This window comes from Streptomyces sp. NBC_00271, assembly GCF_036178845.1.
Lineage (GTDB): Bacteria > Actinomycetota > Actinomycetes > Streptomycetales > Streptomycetaceae > Streptomyces.
Genome location: NZ_CP108070.1, coordinates 3,133,862 through 3,150,823 on the forward strand (window position 1 = coordinate 3,133,862; position 16,962 = coordinate 3,150,823).

The window sequence follows — 16,962 nt, forward strand, 5'->3', positions numbered from 1 at the left end:
TCACCCGGGATGAAAGCACCGTGTGAGTCCGCCCCCCTAGCGGCTAGCGCAGGTGGTGGGCCGGGAGTTCGCCCGCCGATATCTCCAGTACCCCGCGTTCGGTCACCAGGCCCGTCACCAGGCGCCCCGGGGTGACGTCGAAGGCCGGGTTGTGGCCTCGGGACTCCGCCGGCGCCGTTCGTACGCCCGACCACTCCAGTATCTCGTCCTCGCCGCGGAGTTCGATGTGGATGTCGGCACCCGTGGCCGTGGCCAGGTCGACCGTCGTGGTGGGAGCGGCCACCAGGAACGGGATTCCGGCGTCCGCGCAGGCGAGGGCGACCCCGACCGTGCCCACCTTGTTGGCCGTGTCGCCGTTGGCGGCGATGCGGTCCGCGCCGACGATCGCCGCGTCGACCTCGCCCCTCAGGATCGTTCCCGCGGCGGCACCGTCCGCCTGCACGTAGTGCGCGATGCCCTCCTGGACGAGCTCCCAGGCGGTGAGGCGGGAGCCCTGGAGGAGAGGACGCGTCTCGTCGGCGTACACGACCTCGACCAGGCCGCGCGCGTGCAGTTCACGGATGACGCCGAGCGCCGTGCCCCAGCCGGCGGTGGCGAGCGCACCGGTGTTGCAGTGCGTGAGCACCCGCAGCGGCCGGTCCACCCCGACCTTCTTGACCAGCCAGTCCGCGCCGTACGCCCCCATGGCGCGGTTCGCCTCGACGTCCTCGCGCTGGACGGCCGCGGCCTCCGCGAGCACCGCGTCCAGTCCCTCGTCGAAGCGGGCCATCACCCGGTCGACGCACACCATGAGGTTCACCGCGGTCGGGCGCGCCGCACGGACGCGGGCCACGGCCGCCCGCGTCTCCTCGGCCGACCAGCCCTCGCGCTCGCCCTGCAACAGCGCGAGCGCCACCCCGTACGCCCCCGCCGCCCCGATCGCCGGCGCGCCGCGCACGACGAGCCGTTGGATGGCGTCCACCAGCCCGTCCACGTCACGGATCTCGCGGGTCTCGGTGCGGTGCGGCAGGGCCGTCTGGTCGATGAGCGCGAGGCTGCTTCCGGTCCAGTCGACGGCGCGCAGTTCCTGGGGCATGGGGGGCACTCCTGATGTTCCGAAGATGCGCGACACCGTACATGACCTCGGCGAACCACAGTTCGAGACAGCCGGACGCGTGGCCTGAAACCGGTGTTACTCTCCAGCACCCGCAGCCCCCAGGCCGACGTGAAGGAGGACGTGTGCTGCTCACGATGCGCCGCTTCCTCGACTTCGGCCGGTGCGCCGCCGACGGCTGTCGTAGCTGACCGCAGTTCAGCTCCCGCCGTTCACCCCGAGCTCCACCCCCCGCACCGCTCCACCCTCTTCGCGCTGCCGCCCCAGCGTGCCCCGCCGCACCCACTGGAAGGTCGTCCCATGTCCCCCGTGTCCCGCAGAAGTCGCCGCCCCCTCCAGTTCGCCGCCCTCGCGGCGGGCACCGCACTGCTCGCGACCGCCTGCAACGCCGCCGCCAAGGACAGTTCCAGTTCCTCCGACGGCGCCAAGAGCGGCGGCAAGTCCTTCACTCTGGTCACTCCCGACGCCGTCGGGCAGAACGAGTTCCTGAAGCTCGCGGTCGACGGGGTGAAGGCCGCGGCCAAGGCGCACGACGGGACGCAGAAGGTCTACGAGTCCTCCGACACCGCCTCGCAGCAGCAGAACGTGCAGGCCGCGGTGGAGGCCAAGCCCGACGTCATCGTGCTGGTCGGTTTCGAGTTCGCCGACCTGGTCGCGCAGCAGGCCAAGGCCCACGCCGACCAGCAGTTCCTGATGATCGACGCGTGCACGACGAAGACGTTCAAGAACGTCGGGTGCGCGGTCTTCCGCGAGCACGAGGGCGTGTACCTCGCGGGCGCCGAGGCCGGGCTGCTCAGCAAGAGCGGCAAGGTCGGCGCGGTGGACGTCCTCGACACGCCCCAGTTCCGGCGCTACAGCGACCCGTTCGCGGCCGGTGCCAAGAAGGTGGCCGCCAAGACGTCCACCTCGACGCGCTTCGTCGGCGGCCAGTCGCCGTTCGACGACTCGGCGCGCGCGAAGGAGCAGGCGAACTCTCTCCTGTCCAAGGGCACCGACCAGATCATGGCGGCGGCCGCGGCCGGCAACTACGGCGTCTTCGAGGCCGCGAAGGCCAAGGGCGCGTTCGCGTACGGCGTCGACGTCAACCAGTGCGTCTCCTCGCCCGGCACGGTCGTCGACAATGTGATCAAGCGCACGGACGTCGCCGTGGAGAAGGGCATCGACCAGGTCCTCGGCGGCAAGGCGGGCACGACCGTGTCGTACGGCCTGAAGGAGGGTGGCATCAGCCTGACCGGTCTCGAGGCCGGCGTCGACTCCTCCAAGTGCGTCATCGCCCAGCACAAGGACGTCCTGACGAAGGTCGAGGCGCTGCGCGACCAGATCGTCGCCGGGGAGCTGAAGGTCGATGACCCCGCAGCGAGCTGACGCCGAGGTCGCCGTCGAACTCCGGGGAATCACCAAGCGGTTCCCCGGCACGCTCGCCAACGACGCCGTCGACCTGACCGTCCGGCGCGGTGAGATCCACGCGCTGATGGGCGAGAACGGCGCGGGCAAGTCCACGCTCATGTCGGTCCTGTACGGCATGGAGCGGCCGGATGCCGGTGAGATACGGATCGACGGCCGCACGGTGACCTTCGCGGATCCCGGTGCCGCCATGGCCGCCGGGCTCGGGATGGTCCACCAGAGCTTCAAGCTGTTCGACTCGCTGACGGTCGCCGAGAACGTCGTCTTCGCGGCCGAGCCACGCCGCTTCGGTCTGGTCGACCGGGCGGCGGCCAGGCGCCGGGTGCGCGAACTCGCCACGGAGCACGGCCTCGCCGTCGATCCGGACGCCCGGGTCGGCGACCTGCCGGTCGGGCTGCGCCAGCGCGTGGAGATCCTGAAGCTGTTGCACCGCGGCGCGCGTACGCTCATCCTCGACGAGCCGACCGCGGTGCTCACCCCCGCGGAGTCCGACGCCCTGTTCGCGGTGCTCAAGTCGCTGGCCGCGCAGGGCCGCACGGTGATCCTTGTCACGCACAAGCTGCGTGAGGTCCTCGAAGGCAGCGACAACGTCACGGTGCTGCGCGACGGACGCGTCGTCGCCCGGCTGCGCACCGCCGAGACGACCGCCGACGAGATCGCCGCCGCGATGACGGGCCGCGCGGTCGAGCTGGACCGCGTGCACGCCCCGGGCACCCCGGGCGACGTGGTGCTGGACGTGGAGGATCTCACCACGGACGCGGTGCGCGAGGTCGGGCTCACCGTCCGCGCGGGCGAGATCGTCGGCATCGCCGGCGTCGCGGGCAACGGCCAGAGCGAGCTGATCGAGGCGCTGGCCGGACTGCGGCGGGTCACGGCCGGGCGGGTCACCCTGCGGGGCCGGGACATCACGCACGCCTCCGCGACCGAACGGCGGGCGCGAGGCCTCGCCTACGTGCCCGAGGACCGGCACGCGGTGGGCACGGCGGCCGCCGCGTCCGTCGCGGACAACCTCGCGATGGGCCACCACCGTACGTCCCTCTCGTCCCGCGGGCTGTTGCCGCCCGCGGCCGTACGCGCCCACGCGCGGCGGCTCGTCGAGCGCTTCGGCATCAAGGCGGCCACGCCCGAGGTGCCCGCTTCCGCGCTGTCCGGCGGCAACCTCCAGAAGCTGCTGATCGGCCGCGAACTCGCCCACGAGGCACCGCTGTTGCTGGTGGAGCAGCCGACGCGCGGGGTCGACATCGGCGCCATCCAGAACATCCACGACGAGCTGATCGCCTACCGCGACGCGGGCCACGCCGTCCTGCTGGTCTCGGCCGAGCTCAGCGAGATCCGCGGGCTCGCGGACCGGGTGCTGGTGATGTACGAGGGCCGCGTGACGGCGACGTACCCGAAGGACGAGGCGGACGAACGGACGCTGGGGCTGGCCATGGCCGGCGGCGCGGCTCCGGTGGAGGTCGGAGACTGACATGAACCGAATAGCGGGAGCCCTCCGCTCCCCCGTCACCTTCTCCGTCCTCGCAGGCGTGGTCATCGGCGCGCTCTTCCTCGTGGGCACCGGCGCCGATCCCTTCACCGCGTACGGCGCCGTCCTGAGCGGCTCTCTCGGCGCCGACGGCATCGGATCGACCTTGACCACCGTCACCAGCGTCCTCGGCCTGGCCCTGGCGCTGGCGATCCCGCTGCGCGCCGGGCTCATCAACCTCGGCGGGGACGGCCAACTGGTGCTGGGCGGGATGGCCGCGGCCGTCACCGGGCTGTACACGCCACTGCCCGCACCACTCACCGTCCTCCTCGCGCTCCTCGCGGGCATGGCGGCGGGCGCCGGGTATGCCGCCCTGGCCGCCCTGTGCGAGAACCACTTCGGGGTTCCGCTCCTGGTGAGCAGCCTGCTGCTCAGCTACCCGGCGTCGTCGCTCGCCTCCTACCTGGCCCGCTACCCGCTCAAGGAACCCGGCTCCAGCCTCCCGCAGACACGGCAACTGCCGGACGGGGTCGCCCTGCCGGCCTTCGGCTCGTCGACCGTGACGGTCGGGCTGCTGCTGGTCGTGCTGGCGGCGGCCACGTACTGGTTCACCGACCGGCGCACGGCGATCGGCTACGAGATCCGGATGACCGGGCTCAACTCCCGTTTCGCCGCGTACGCAGGCGTCGAGCGCAGGGGGCTGACGCTGCGGCTGATGGCCACCTCGGGCGCGCTGGCCGGGCTGGTCGGTGCGATCGGCGTCCTGAGCTTCCCGTACCGCTTCCTCGACGGGGCTCTCACCGCCCCCGGCTACACCTGGACGGGCCTGACCGCCGCGCTGCTGGCGGGCGCGGCCCCGCTGGGCACGGTACTGGCGTCGTTCTTCTTCGCCGTGCTCCAGGTCGGCGGGCTCTCGATGGAGCGCACGACCGAGGTGCCGCGCGAACTGACGCAGGTGCTGCAGGCCATCGTCATCGTGTTCCTGGCGGCCCGGCTGCGCTTCCCGCGCGGCCGGCTCCGGAAGAAGGCTGCTGTCTGATGTTCTTCGACTCCGATCTCCTCATGTCGGCATTGCGCGCGCTCACCCCCATCCTGCTGGCCGCGCTCGGCGGCGCGCTCTGCGAACGGGCGGGCGTCTTCAACATCGGCCTCGAAGGCATGATGCTGATGGGCTGCTTCACGGCCGTGACCACGAGCTGGTTCACCGGCAGCCCCTGGCTCGGCGTCCTCGCGGCCGCGCTCGCCGCCGCCGCGTACTCCCTCATCCTCGCCGTCGGCGCGGTGACCCTGCGCGGGGACGCGGTGGTGCTGGGCATCGCCATGAACCTCCTCTCCGTCGGCCTGACCAGCTTCCTGCTGCGTACGGTCTTCGGTGTGCAGGGCACCTTTGACGATCCGTCACTGGCCGGGCTGCCGTTGGTCGGTGGCTTCTCGCCGCTCGCCTATCTGGCGTGGGCCGCGGTCGCGGTGGCCACGCTGATGCTCTCGCGGCACGTGTGGGGACTGCGCCTGCGCGGGGTCGGCGAGGCACCTCGGGCCGCGGCGACCCTCGGTGTCAGTCCAGCCAAGTACCAATACGCGGCCGTACTCCTCTCGGGCGTCCTGTGCGGGCTCGCGGGGGCTCAACTCGCCCTCGGCAACGTCACGTTGTTCTCCGAGAACATGACGGCGGGGCGCGGCTGGATCGCCGTCGTCGCGGTCATGCTCGGGCGCGCCCTGCCCCTGGGCGTCCTGCTCGCCGCGCTGCTCTTCGGCCTCGCCGAGGCCGCCGGCTTCCGTCTGCAGGGCCTCGGCCTGCCTCAGCAGGCGACCGACGCCGCGCCGTACGTCGTCACGCTCGGCGCCCTCTTCCTCACGACGGCCCGCCGCCGTCGCCGCACCACCCCCGCTGGAGCCGTCTCATGACTCAGGACCTGCTGCCCATCACCCGGATACCCCGCACCGGTCTGCCGCCGTCCGCCGTGGTCGTCGGCGACCCGGCGCGCGCCGCGGCCGTCGCCGCCCTGCTCGACGGTGCCGAAGAGGTCTCCTACCACCGTGAGTACCGCGTGTTCAGCGGGAGTTGGAAGGGGCTGCCGGTCACCGTCGCCTCGCACGGAGTCGGCGCGCCGGGCGCGATCCTGCTCTTCCAGGAGCTGGCCGACGCGGGCGTCACGACCTTCCTGCGGTTCGGTACGGCCGGGGCGATGCGCCCGGGCATCGGGGACGGCGATCTCGTCATCGCGGAGGGGGCCGTACGGGACGACGGGGTGACCCAGCAGCTGCTGCCGCCGGAGTACCCGGCGGTCTCGTCCCCCGAGGCGGTGTTCGCGCTCCAGCGCGCGGCCCGCGCCGCGGACGCACCTCACCACCGGGGTCTGGTGTGGACCCGGGCTGCCTTCCAGCCGGGCCTGATTCCGCTGACCGCCTACGACAACGCGGGCCTCGCGGCGATCGAGATGGAGCTGTCCGCGCTGCTGGTCACCGCGTCGCTGCGCGGTCTCGTCGCGGGCGGTGTGCTCGTGATCGACGGCGCGAACGCGGACGAACTGGTCGACGAGGAGAACACCGGCGGCTACGACCCGCACCGCGACGTCGTCGCGGCGGGCGTGGAGCGCGGTGCGGTGGTCGCGCTGGAAGCACTGCGTCTGCTGGCGGAAGAGAGGGCGTGCGCCGCATGAGCGAGCACGCCGACCTGCTGGTCCACGGCGGGGACGTCCTCACCGTCGACGAGGCGGGCACCTTCGTACGCTCCGGCGCGGTCGCGGTCCGCGACGGCGAGATCCGTGAAGTCGGCCCCGCCGAGGAACTGCGCACGCGGTACGAGGCCGCCGAGACCCTCGACGCGACGGGCTGTCTCGTCCTGCCCGGCCTCGTCAACACCCACACGCACCTGGCGATGACGCTGCTGCGCGGCCGCGCCGACGACGTCACGCTCCAGGGCTTCCTGGAGCGGGTGCTGCGCTGGGAAGCCGAGTTGTTGTCGCCGAAGAGCGTCGCCGCGGGGGTGCGGGCCGCGATCGCCGAGAGCGTACGGGCGGGGGTCACTTCGGCACTCGACATGTACTGGTTCCACGAGGCGGCCGAGCGGGTCGCCCGGGAGGCCGGCTGGCGGCTGCACACCGGGCCGACCTTCATGGACGTACCCGACCCCGCGGACGGCATCGCGTACGAGGACCGGATGGCGTGGGCCCGCCGCGACCTGGCCGCTCGCGCGACGGCTCGGCCCGGCACCCGTCCCGTCCTCTTCGCGCACTCGACCTACACGCTCTCGCCCGATCAGCTCACCGACATCGCCGCGCTGGCACGGGAGTTCGGCGCGCTGCTACACCTCCACGCGGCGGAGAACGCGACCGAGGTCGCCACCGTCGAGGTCCGCCACGGCAGGCGGCCCGTGGAACTGCTCGACTCGCTCGGGCTGCTCGGACCCGATCTGCTGATCGCGCACGCCGTGGATCTGACGGGTCCCGAGATCGCGGCCCTGGCCCGCACCGGCACCTCCGTGGCGCACTGTCCGGTCTCCAACCTGAAACTGGGCTGCGGCATCGCTCCGGTGCCGCGCCTGCTGAGCGCGGGTGTGACGGTCGGGCTCGGCACGGACGGAGCGGTCAGCTCGAACACGCTGGACGTGCTGGGGGCGGTGCGGCAGGCGGCCCTGGTCCACAAGGCGGCCGGCGATCCCACGGCGGTGGGCGCCGAGCAGGCGGTCCGGATGGCGACCCTCGAGGGTGCCCGCGCGCTGGGCCTCGGCGACCACCTCGGCTCCCTGGAGCCGGGCAAGCGCGCCGACCTGATCGTGCTCGACCTGAACGCGCCCCAGGTGCGGCCGGCGCACAACCCGTGGTCCACGCTCGCCTACGCCGCGCACTCGGCGGACGTGAGGGACACCGTCGTCGACGGCAGGATCCTGATGCGGGACCGCGTGCTCACGACGGTCGACGAGGCCACCACCCTCGCCGATCTGGAGGCCCTCGCCTGATCCGACCGTGGATTGTGTGTCCGTTCGGCCTGGTGACCCCACATAATGGCCCAAGACATCGGATGACTCAGCGACATCCGGAGTGACAGGGAGGTCGGCCATGGCAGTCACCGATGAGGCGATCGAGAAGATCAAGGGCATGATCGTCTCCGGCACGCTGCGCCCCGGCGACCGGCTTCCCAAGGAGAGCGAGCTCGCCGCCGACCTCGGGCTGTCCCGGAACTCCCTGCGGGAGGCGGTGCGCGCGCTCTCGCTGATCCGCATCCTGGACGTACGGCAGGGCGACGGCACGTACGTCACCAGCCTGGATCCCCAGCTCCTCCTGGAGGCGCTGAGCTTCGTCGTCGACTTCCACCGGGACGACACGGTGCTGGAGTTCCTCGCCGTGCGCCGGATCCTGGAGCCCGCCGCGACGGCGATGGCCGCATCACGGATCAGCGAGCAGCAACTGCACGCCCTGACCTCCCAGTTGGACGCGCTGGGCGCCGCCCCCTCGGTGGAGGAACTCGTCGCCTGCGACCTGGAGTTCCACCGGGGCATCGTGCAGAGCTCCGGGAACTCGGTCCTGTGCTCGCTGCTGGACGGCCTCTCGGGGCCCACCACCCGGGCCCGGATCTGGCGCGGCCTCACCCAGGAGGACGCGGTCAGCCGCACCCTGCACGAGCACCGCGCGATCCTGTCCGCCCTGCGGGACCGCGACGCGGAGGCGGCCCGCTCGTGGGCGACGGTGCACATCGCGAGCGTGGAGCAGTGGCTGCGCAGCACCCTGTAGGGACAGCTCGGATGACTCGGGGGTGGTTCACGCCGGTGGTTCATGGTGGCGATCACGCGTGTTTCCGGCCCCTCGGTGGGGCAGTGATCCGTTCACTCCCCCGTGCAAGGGGGCTGCGGAGGCCCCCTTGGCACGCCGTAAGGTTGGGGCGTACGTAAGGGGCACGTCGGAAGGAGGCGCTGGGTGATCGAGCTCGAGGGGGTTCCCGAGCTGATCGACCCGGTCATGGTGGCCGCGTTCGAGGGCTGGAACGACGCCGGCGACGCCGCCTCCACCGCGGTCGCGCATCTCGACAGAGAGTGGAAGGGCGAGGTGTTCGCGGCGCTGGACGCCGAGGACTACTACGACTTCCAGGTGAACCGGCCCACGGTGTGGCTGGACGGCGGGGTCCGCAAGATCACCTGGCCGACCACGCGCCTGTCGGTGGTCCGGGTCGGCGGCGAGAAGCCGCGCGACCTCGTGCTGGTCCGGGGGATCGAGCCGTCGATGCGGTGGCGCTCGTTCTGCAACGAGCTGCTCGGCTTCGCGCACGAGCTGGGTGTGGAGCTGGTGGTGATCCTGGGCGCATTGCTCGGTGACACCCCGCACACACGTCCGGTGCCGGTGAGCGGGGTCACCTCGGACCCGGACCTGGCCCGCACGATGGACCTGGAGGAGACCAAGTACGAGGGCCCCACGGGCATCGTCGGCATCCTCCAGGAGGCGTGCACGCACGCGGGCGTACCGGCGGTGTCGCTGTGGGCGGCCGTACCGCACTATGTGTCGCAGCCGCCGAACCCGAAGGCGACGCTGGCCCTCCTCAACCGCCTGGAGGACCTGATCGACCTGCGGATCCCGCTGGGCGAGCTGCCCGAGGACGCGCGGGCCTGGCAGCTGGGCGTGGACCAGCTGGCCGCCGAGGACAGCGAGGTCGCCGAGTACGTGCAGACGCTGGAGGAGGCCCGGGACACCGCGGAACTGCCGGAGGCGTCGGGCGAGGCGATCGCACGCGAGTTCGAGCGCTATCTGCGGCGGCGGGACGGCGGCGGTCCGGCGGGCCCGGCCCCCGGCGGACACGCCACGGCCGACGGCAGCGACAGCCCCTCGTATCTGCGGGACAACCCCGGCGGTCGTCCGAAGCCTCCGAAGTCCCCACGGCCGGAGACCGGCACCGAGGACGAGGACTCCCCGGAGGACTGAGCGGACGGATCGGGCCGGGCGGAAGCCGGGCTGGCGGAAGGGGCGGTGCGCACCTGGCGCACCGCCCCTCCGCGTTCAGCACCCCGCGGTTCTCCTCGCGTCAGCGTGCGACGGCGATCACGTCGTACGGGGTGTCCGGCGTCGGCGTGGTCGTGAACCGGGCGTTGGGCAGGTACAGGCGGTCCCCGTACGCGGCCACGGTGGTCGGCACGTCGAGGTCCGGGGCGGTGAGGCGGCGCTGGAAGACGCCGCTGCGCCCGTCGGGCGAGAGCCGGAAGACGTCGATCGCGTTCTGCATGTTCTGCACCACGTACAGCGTCCGGCCGGTGAGCAGCAGCCCGTCGCCGTTGACCAGGGGCGCCGCGTCGCCGAGGTCGACGAGCCGGGTGACTCCGGTCCTCGGATCGACCCGGTGCAGGCCGCCGGCCCCGGTCTGCACGACGAGCAGGGCGGCACCGTCCGGGGTCCGTGTGATCCCGTTGGCGTTGATCGTGGCGCCGGGTACCTGGCTCCAGTCGCCGCTCAGGGGGAGCCGTACGACGTCGGCCGCGGCCGGCAGCGCGCCACCCGGGCCGAGCGGCAGCGCGTACAGCGTGGGCTGGTAGGAGTCCGTGAACCAGACCGCGCGGGGGGTCAGGACCACGTCGTTGACGAAGGTCTCGGGCTCCGTGGCGAGAACGTACGACGCGAGTTCGGCGCCGGTACGGACGTCCACCACGCGGGCGCCCGTACCGACCGTGGCGATGAACAGCCGTCCCCTGCCGTCGAGTTTGAGCCCGGCCGCCGCCGTACCCGGACCCGGGGCGATGGTCCGGCCCTGTCCGGTGCGCAGATCGGCGCGGTAGACCGAACCGTCGGCGATGGATCCGAGGTAGGCGTACGGGCCGCCCCCGATGGTGATGCCCTCCGGGCGGATGCCGTTCGGCAGATGGATGACGGTGGGTAACGGCTTCCCCGCTGCCCAGGCCGGGCCGGCCAAGGACCCGGCGAGCGCGGCGCCGGCGGCCGCGGCACCGGCGGTGAGCAGTCTTCGGCGGCTGAGACGGTCTGGGAACGAACGGTGCGTGGATGTCACGGTGCGTCCTTCCGGGCGGGACCGGGAGTTGACCGGTCCAGCGATCAACTGTCCCTGCCACCCCACCACATGACCCCCGACTCCGCAGCCTTTGGCCGGATTGCTACGTGACATCTGTTTCAGGACGGATTGCACAGGTTTCCCCATTCAACTTGTTTTCAAACCGAGTTGGCGACGCCGGGGTGGACGAGTCGCCGTGGGCGTGCCAGGTTGTGCCCCGAAGGCGCGGCCCGGGGACGGGACATGGCAGCACCCGCAGAACCGAACCGAGAGGAGCGGTACGCGATGACCGACCAGGTACAGCCGACGCAGGGCCCGGGAACGGCCGGGCCGGGACCCGACGGAGCGGGGTTCACCTACCGGGGAGCCGAGCAGGAGCTGATCGTCGTCGCACGCCCCGAGGCCCGGCTGCGCGCCGGGGCCGAGGGCGTCCGTTCGACGGCGGGCTCGGACGTGTCGGCCCTCAACATGTTCCTCAGTGACGAACAGCTCGCCCTGGAGCCGCTGTTCGGCAACGAGGAACGACTGCGGCAGTCCGAGGCGGCGGACGGCGTGGGCGGGGGCGGAAGCGACCTCGCGCTCTTCTACCGGGTGCGCGGCGTCGAGAGCCGCGCCCAGGAGCTGCGTTCACGGATCGCCGCGCTGCCGGAGATCGACACGGCGTACGTGAAGCCCGGCGCCGTCCCCGCCTCGGTGGGGTCGGTCGGGCGGAGCACGAACGGTTCGGCGAGCGCGGACGACGGCCGCCGGACGAAGGAAGGCGCGCCCGTCACCCCGGACTTCACCAGCCGCCAGGGCTATCTGCGGCCGGCGCCCGAGGGCATCGACGCCCACTGGGCCTGGCAGCGGCCGGGCGGTACGGGCCGGGGCGTGACGGTGATCGATGTGGAGGGGGCGTGGCAGCTGGGCCACGAGGACCTGACCGCGAAGCTCGCGGGCGTGGTCGTCGGCACCCCGCTGACGGACCTCGCCTGGCGCAACCACGGCACCGCCGTCATCGGGGTGATCGGCGGCGACCGCGACGAGCGCGGGATCACCGGTATCGCGCCGGACGCGGTGACCGCGGCCGCGTCCTTCCAGGGCATGGGTACGGCGGCCGCGATCCACGCGGCGGCCGACCGGCTGGGCCCCGGTGACATCATCCTGGTCGAACTGCACGCTCCAGGGCCGCGGTTCGACTTCGAGGAGCGCGACGACCAGCAGGGTTACATCGCGATCGAGTGGTGGCCGGACAACTTCGCGGCCATCCGGTACGCGACCGCCAAGGGGGTGCTCGTCGTGGCGGCCGCGGGCAACGGCGCCGAGTCGCTCGACGACGCGGTGTACGAGCGGCGCCCCGCCGAGTTCCCCGCGTGGTGGCGCAACCCCTTCAACCCCGCCAACCCGTCCTCGGGCGCGGTACTGGTCGGCGCGGGCGCACCGCCGCCCGGCACGCACGGCCGCGACCACGGCCCGGACCGCTCTCGCCTCGCCTTCTCCAACTACGGGGCGCGGGTGGACGCGCAGGGCTGGGGGCGCGAGGTCACGACCACCGGCGGCTTCTGGGACCGGCCCGGCGACCTGCAGGGCGGCGCCGAGGAGATCGGCTGGTACACGGACACGTTCTCCGGGACCTCCTCCGCCTCCCCGGTGGTGGTCGGCGCCCTGGCCGCGCTGCAGGGCATGCTCAAGGCGGCGGCCCAGGAACCGATGTCCCCGGAGCGTGCCCGCGCGGTGCTGCGGGCCACCGGCTCCCCGCAGCAGGACGCGCCGGGCCGGCCCGCCTCCCAGCGGATCGGCAACCGGCCGGACATCAAGGCGGCGGTCACCCGTCTGCTGCCGGAGGCGGTCGGCTCGGGCCAGGCCGAACGGTACTGGGACGAGCTGCTGCCGTACCCGCGCGAACTCCCGCCCAGGCTCCGGCTGTTCGTGGCCGGTGACTGGCGCAACCTCGACAACCCCTCCCCCGAGATCCGTCAGGCGGTGCACTCCGCCTTCGCGGGCGGACGGCCCGACATACGTGTCTGGTTCTCGGACGACGAGATCGTCGGCCTGGTGGTCACGGGCTGACGTGTCGGAGGGCGTAGCCGCAAGTCAACGATTCGATGATTCACGGAAGGTGGCACCCGTATGAGCACCACCCCGCAGATGAGTCAGCAGCAAGGACACCAGCAGGGCATCCAGCAAGGAATCCAGCTGGGGCAGCAGGGACCGAGCACGGCGCCGCCCCAGCAGTTCGGACAGCAGCAGCCCATGGCGTTCGGACAGCAGACGCAGCAGCCGTTCGGCCAGCTGCAGAACCCGCAACTCCCAATCCCTCAGCACCAGAACCCGCAGCACCAGAACCCGCAACCGCAGATCCCGCAGCAGCAGATTCCGCAGCACCTCCAGCAGCAGCTCCAGCAGATGGGGCAGCAGCAGCCGTTCCAGCAGCTGCTCCAGCAGCTCGGCGGGCAGCAGCAACAGCAGGCGCAGGTCCTGACGAGCGGGATCGCCCAGCACTTCTGGGACGTGGTCACCCCGCTCCCGGGCCAGCCGTCGATCCTCTACCTGTTCATCGACAACGCCTGGCGCCCCCTGGTGAACCCCAACCAGGTCACCCACGACGAGGTCCAGCAGGCCTTCGCCTACGGGCAGCAGGTCATCGGCGTCTACGACGCCAACAGCAACGCCGTACAGGCCGTCATCGTGAACAAGTGACGCTCTGAGAGAGAAAGTCTGAGAGAGAAAGAGAAGGGGCGCCGGGCGGTACGACCGCCCGGCGCCCCACACGTACGAGAGAGAACTACAGGGCCACGCCCAGGAGGGCGTCCACGGCACGCGAGACGACGCCGGGGGCGCCCTCGTCCGTGCCGCCCGTCTCGCGCTGGAGCGCCGCCCAGCGGTCGACCGCGGCGAGCGCGGCCGGTGCGTCCAGGTCGTTGGCGAGAGCCTCGCGGATCTCCTCGACCAGCGCCTCGGCGGACGGCCCGTCGGGACGCGACACCGCCGCCCGCCAGTTCTCCAGACGGGCGACCGCGTCCGCGAGGACGGTGTCCGTCCACTCCCAGTCGGCGCGGTAGTGGTGCGCGAGGAGGGCGAGGCGGATGGCGGCCGGGTCGACGCCGTCGCGCCGGAGCTTCGACACGAAGACGAGGTTGCCCTTGGACTTCGACATCTTCTCGCCGTCGAGGGCGACCATGCCGGCATGCACGTACGCCTTGGCCATCGGGAACTCGCCGGTGAGCACCTGGGCGTGCGAGGCGCCCATCTCGTGGTGCGGGAAGGCGAGGTCGGAGCCGCCGCCCTGGACGTCGAAGCCCATCCCGAGGTGGTCGAGGGCGATGGCGACGCACTCGATGTGCCAGCCGGGCCGGCCGCGGCCGAGCGAGCCGCCGTCCCAGCTGGGCTCCCCCTCCCGCGCCGCCATCCAGAGCATCGGGTCGAGCGGGTTCTTCTTGCCCGGACGGTCCGGGTCGCCGCCCCGCTCGGCGGAGAGCAGACGCATGGCGGCGGCGTCCAGGTTGGACACCTTGCCGAAGTTGGGGTCGGACTCGACGGAGAAGTAGACGTCCCCTTCGAGTTCGTACGCCGCGCCCGCGTCCCGCAGCCGCTCGACGAGCGGCACGATGCCGGGTATCGCCTCGACGGCTCCTATGTAGTGCCGCGGCGGCAGCATCCGCAGGGCGGTCATGTCCTCACGGAAGAGGGCGGTCTCCTTCTCGGCGAGTCCTACCCAGTCGACGCCGTCGCGCTCCGCCCGCTCCAGGAGCGGGTCGTCGACGTCGGTCACGTTCTGGACGTAGTGAACCTGCCGCTTGGTGTCGAGCCACACGCGCTGAACGAGGTCGAACGCGTTGTAGGTCGCCGCGTGACCCATGTGGGTCGCGTCGTACGGCGTGATGCCGCAGACGTAGATACGGGCGACGGGACCGGGGTCGAGTGTGACGAGGCCGCCGGTCGCGGTGTCGTGGATCCGGAGGTCGCGGCCCTCACCAGGCAGGGCGGGGACCTCAGAAGCGGGCCAGGCATGCATGTCATGAGCCTAACCGGACGGAACTTCCGTATACGAACCGGACCAGCCCTGATGGCTCGTAAGGCCCTCTTGCGCGACGCCCGACGGTGTGCGTCATCCGGTCCTACGGGGGCGCGGCCGCCGTACGACGGCACAACCCACCGCGCGCACAGCCCAGGACGGCGGTCCGCGCCCTCACATGCGCCGTGAGCGCGAGCGCGAGGCGGTGAGTGTCGCATGTCACGGCCCGCGGACCGGACGCCACCCGTCAGCCGGACAAGGCACCGCCAGGCTGGGCACCGCCGCGGGCGGCTGCGCGCCCGGGCGTGGACCCCGTCCGGATGTGACTCCGCACGGAAGTGACCCCGCACGGGAGCGGGCCCGCCGGATGTGGCCCTGCCCGGGAGTGGCCCCGCCCGGGAGTACCCCCGCCAGGAAGCGGGCCTGCCCAGGAGTGGCCCCGCCGGGAAGTGACCCCGCCCTGAGCGGGCCCGTCCGGGCGCGGGTCGTCCCGGAATGGGGCCGTCTGCTGCTGGGCGGCGGAACTCACCCGGGGGAGTCGTATTCCGTGGGACCCGGTTGGCGTACTCGGTGCGCGGTGGGCGCGCCCGGTCCCCGGACGGTCGAGGGGGTTTACACAGGGGGCCAGGGGATCGCCGGCCACTCCCCGCTCGGCTCCGGGTGTTTCCCCGAGGCGAGCATCGCCTCGACACGGGCGCGTGTGGCGTCGATTTCGGTGGTCGTGATGAGTTCGGCCAACCGGGTGGCGAGCGGCGCGCCCGGCGCCAGGCCGTCCCGCAGGGAGGTGAGGACCTCGACCGCCTCCGGCGTCAGCGACTCCCCCGCCCAGCCCCACAGCAGCGTGCGCAGCTTGTTCTCGGCGTTGAAGGTGACCCCGTGGTCGATGCCGTACAACCGCCCCTCACCGGCGGGCAGCAGATGCCCTCCCTTGCGGTCGGCGTTGTTGATCACGGCGTCGAGCACGGCGAGCCGCCGCAGCCGCACGTCGTCGGCGTGCACGAGCAGCGCCGTCTCTCCCTCGCCGACCTCGGCGAAGCCGATCGCCTTCCAGCCCGCCGCGGGCTCCTCGGCCTCCACCAGGGCCAGCAGCCCGTCCCCGTCGACCTCCGGCAGGGCCTCGATCCACAGCTGGCACATGCCCTCGCCGTAGGGCCCGTCGCGCAGCACGGTGGTGGGGACCAGCCCCCAGCCCGTGGCCTCGGAGACCTCGTACGCCGCCACCTCACGCTGGGCGAGGGTCCCGTCGGGGAAGTCCCACAGGGGCCGCTCCCCGGCGATCGGTTTGTAGACGCAGAACGCGTCCCTGCCCTCGTACGAAACGGAGCAGTACAGCACCGCGTTCGAGGCCTCACGGATCCGTCCGCGCACCTTCAGCTCGCCCAGGGCGAGCAGCTCGGCCGTGGTCACGCTCCGCGGCGGTATCCGTTCTGGCGCGGACATACGTGTCCTTCCGGGTCGAGCGGGAGGCTGCACAGCGGGCAGGGCGGCCGGCCCGCGTTGACGACGTCGAGGGCGCGCTTGGCGAAGGCCCTGGCCTGCGCGCCGGTGAGCCGGACGCGGAGCATCGGCGGGCCGTTCTCCTCGTCCTGGAGCAACCTTTCCTCGGCCTCGGCGAGATCCTCGTCGGTGTCGGCGTCGAGCTCCACGAGGGCCTGCGCCTCGACGATCATGCGCTGTTCGTCACCGTCCCAGGCCAGCGCCATCGTGCCGACCCGGAACTCCTCCTCCACCGGGGTGTCGAGAGGGGCGGTGTCGGACACCTCGGCGGGGACCATGGCCGGGACGGGTGCACTGCCGCCGGTGCGCCGTACGACCTCGTCGAGGAGCTCGTCCATACGTTCGGCGAGCGCGGCGACCTGGGTCTTCTCCAGGGCGACGCTGGTCACCCTGGGGCCTGAGGAGGCCTGCAGGAAGAAGGTACGGCGCCCGGGCAACCCGACCGTACCGGCCACGAAACGGTCCGGGGGGTCGTAGAGGAACACCTGACGGGACACGTCCTGTCTCCATTGGAATCGGCATGTG

The 16,962-nt window shown here is 72.2% G+C and carries 15 protein-coding genes; 10 read left to right on the forward strand and 5 right to left on the reverse strand.

Features of this window, described 5'->3' with window-relative positions:
- Positions 1 to 43: 43 nt before the first annotated feature.
- Positions 44 to 1,075 (reverse strand): S-methyl-5-thioribose-1-phosphate isomerase, encoded by a 1,032-nt coding sequence (gene mtnA / locus OG798_RS14730; protein ID WP_267061356.1) that lies wholly within the window; start codon positions 1,073 to 1,075, stop codon positions 44 to 46.
- 327 nt (positions 1,076 to 1,402) lie between these two features.
- On the opposite strand from mtnA, the gene OG798_RS14735 reads away from it, so the two are divergent.
- The 8 genes from OG798_RS14735 (at position 1,403) to OG798_RS14770 (ending at position 9,871) form a co-directional block, all read left to right on the forward strand.
- Positions 1,403 to 2,458 carry a BMP family ABC transporter substrate-binding protein gene (locus OG798_RS14735; protein ID WP_097227667.1) on the forward strand — a complete coding sequence of 352 codons (1,056 nt, stop codon included), beginning with the start codon at positions 1,403 to 1,405 and terminating at the stop codon, positions 2,456 to 2,458.
- Positions 2,439 to 3,965: an ABC transporter ATP-binding protein gene (locus OG798_RS14740; RefSeq protein ID WP_267061357.1), complete on the forward strand. Its 1,527-nt coding sequence runs from the start codon at positions 2,439 to 2,441 to the stop codon at positions 3,963 to 3,965. The genes OG798_RS14735 and OG798_RS14740 overlap by 20 nt, the downstream gene beginning before the upstream one ends.
- Position 3,966: 1 nt before the next feature.
- Complete coding sequence (locus OG798_RS14745) at positions 3,967 to 5,001, forward strand: ABC transporter permease (RefSeq protein ID WP_328757181.1); 1,035 nt, start codon at positions 3,967 to 3,969, stop codon at positions 4,999 to 5,001.
- Positions 5,001 to 5,867, forward strand: coding sequence for an ABC transporter permease (locus tag OG798_RS14750; RefSeq protein WP_095855557.1), 867 nt, complete (start codon positions 5,001 to 5,003; stop codon positions 5,865 to 5,867). The genes OG798_RS14745 and OG798_RS14750 overlap by 1 nt, the downstream gene beginning before the upstream one ends.
- The gene (locus OG798_RS14755; RefSeq protein WP_121416636.1) at positions 5,864 to 6,622 is read left to right on the forward strand and encodes a nucleoside phosphorylase; all 759 of its coding nucleotides are present in this window, start codon (positions 5,864 to 5,866) and stop codon (positions 6,620 to 6,622) included. Before OG798_RS14750 ends, OG798_RS14755 begins: the two co-directional genes overlap by 4 nt.
- Complete coding sequence (locus OG798_RS14760) at positions 6,619 to 7,920, forward strand: amidohydrolase (RefSeq protein ID WP_328757182.1); 1,302 nt, start codon at positions 6,619 to 6,621, stop codon at positions 7,918 to 7,920. The genes OG798_RS14755 and OG798_RS14760 overlap by 4 nt, the downstream gene beginning before the upstream one ends.
- Positions 7,921 to 8,020: 100 nt before the next feature.
- Positions 8,021 to 8,692: a FadR/GntR family transcriptional regulator gene (locus tag OG798_RS14765; RefSeq protein WP_054231141.1), complete on the forward strand. Its 672-nt coding sequence runs from the start codon at positions 8,021 to 8,023 to the stop codon at positions 8,690 to 8,692.
- Between the two features lie 183 nt (positions 8,693 to 8,875).
- Entirely contained in the window at positions 8,876 to 9,871 is a 996-nt protein-coding gene (locus OG798_RS14770) for a PAC2 family protein (RefSeq protein WP_121416635.1), read from the forward strand.
- 100 nt (positions 9,872 to 9,971) lie between these two features.
- On the opposite strand, the gene OG798_RS14775 is transcribed toward OG798_RS14770, so the two are convergent.
- Complete coding sequence (locus OG798_RS14775; protein ID WP_095855554.1) at positions 9,972 to 10,946, reverse strand: SMP-30/gluconolactonase/LRE family protein; 975 nt, start codon at positions 10,944 to 10,946, stop codon at positions 9,972 to 9,974.
- Positions 10,947 to 11,231: 285 nt separating this feature from the next.
- Between OG798_RS14775 and OG798_RS14780 the strand changes: the two genes are divergently transcribed.
- The gene (locus tag OG798_RS14780) at positions 11,232 to 12,995 is read left to right on the forward strand and encodes a S8 family peptidase (protein ID WP_267061359.1); all 1,764 of its coding nucleotides are present in this window, start codon (positions 11,232 to 11,234) and stop codon (positions 12,993 to 12,995) included.
- Positions 12,996 to 13,055: 60 nt separating this feature from the next.
- Positions 13,056 to 13,625: a hypothetical protein gene (locus OG798_RS14785; RefSeq protein WP_257016890.1), complete on the forward strand. Its 570-nt coding sequence runs from the start codon at positions 13,056 to 13,058 to the stop codon at positions 13,623 to 13,625.
- 85 nt (positions 13,626 to 13,710) lie between these two features.
- Here OG798_RS14785 and mshC read toward each other — a convergent pair whose 3' ends face one another.
- From mshC to OG798_RS14800, 3 genes are all read right to left on the reverse strand, one after another.
- Positions 13,711 to 14,940 carry a cysteine--1-D-myo-inosityl 2-amino-2-deoxy-alpha-D-glucopyranoside ligase gene (gene mshC / locus OG798_RS14790; protein ID WP_095855552.1) on the reverse strand — a complete coding sequence of 410 codons (1,230 nt, stop codon included), beginning with the start codon at positions 14,938 to 14,940 and terminating at the stop codon, positions 13,711 to 13,713.
- A 612-nt stretch (positions 14,941 to 15,552) separates the two neighbouring features.
- Entirely contained in the window at positions 15,553 to 16,380 is an 828-nt protein-coding gene (locus OG798_RS14795; protein WP_095855551.1) for an SCO1664 family protein, read from the reverse strand.
- Positions 16,344 to 16,934, reverse strand: coding sequence for a DUF3090 domain-containing protein (locus tag OG798_RS14800; RefSeq protein ID WP_067365237.1), 591 nt, complete (start codon positions 16,932 to 16,934; stop codon positions 16,344 to 16,346). Before OG798_RS14800 ends, OG798_RS14795 begins: the two co-directional genes overlap by 37 nt.
- Positions 16,935 to 16,962 lie beyond the last annotated feature (28 nt).

What these genes read in the sequence shown, in the direction of transcription:
- mtnA (WP_267061356.1), bottom strand. Translation starts at nt 1,075, where the DNA reads ATGCCCCAGGAACTGCGCGCCGTCGACTGGACCGGAAGCAGCCTCGCG.
- OG798_RS14740 (WP_267061357.1), top strand. Translation starts at nt 2,439, where the DNA reads ATGACCCCGCAGCGAGCTGACGCCGAGGTCGCCGTCGAACTCCGGGGA.
- OG798_RS14745 (WP_328757181.1), top strand. Translation starts at nt 3,967, where the DNA reads ATGAACCGAATAGCGGGAGCCCTCCGCTCCCCCGTCACCTTCTCCGTC.
- OG798_RS14750 (WP_095855557.1), top strand. Translation starts at nt 5,001, where the DNA reads ATGTTCTTCGACTCCGATCTCCTCATGTCGGCATTGCGCGCGCTCACC.
- OG798_RS14755 (WP_121416636.1), top strand. Translation starts at nt 5,864, where the DNA reads ATGACTCAGGACCTGCTGCCCATCACCCGGATACCCCGCACCGGTCTG.
- OG798_RS14760 (WP_328757182.1), top strand. Translation starts at nt 6,619, where the DNA reads ATGAGCGAGCACGCCGACCTGCTGGTCCACGGCGGGGACGTCCTCACC.
- OG798_RS14765 (WP_054231141.1), top strand. Translation starts at nt 8,021, where the DNA reads ATGGCAGTCACCGATGAGGCGATCGAGAAGATCAAGGGCATGATCGTC.
- OG798_RS14780 (WP_267061359.1), top strand. Translation starts at nt 11,232, where the DNA reads ATGACCGACCAGGTACAGCCGACGCAGGGCCCGGGAACGGCCGGGCCG.
- OG798_RS14785 (WP_257016890.1), top strand. Translation starts at nt 13,056, where the DNA reads ATGAGCACCACCCCGCAGATGAGTCAGCAGCAAGGACACCAGCAGGGC.
- mshC (WP_095855552.1), bottom strand. Translation starts at nt 14,940, where the DNA reads ATGCATGCCTGGCCCGCTTCTGAGGTCCCCGCCCTGCCTGGTGAGGGC.
- OG798_RS14795 (WP_095855551.1), bottom strand. Translation starts at nt 16,380, where the DNA reads ATGTCCGCGCCAGAACGGATACCGCCGCGGAGCGTGACCACGGCCGAG.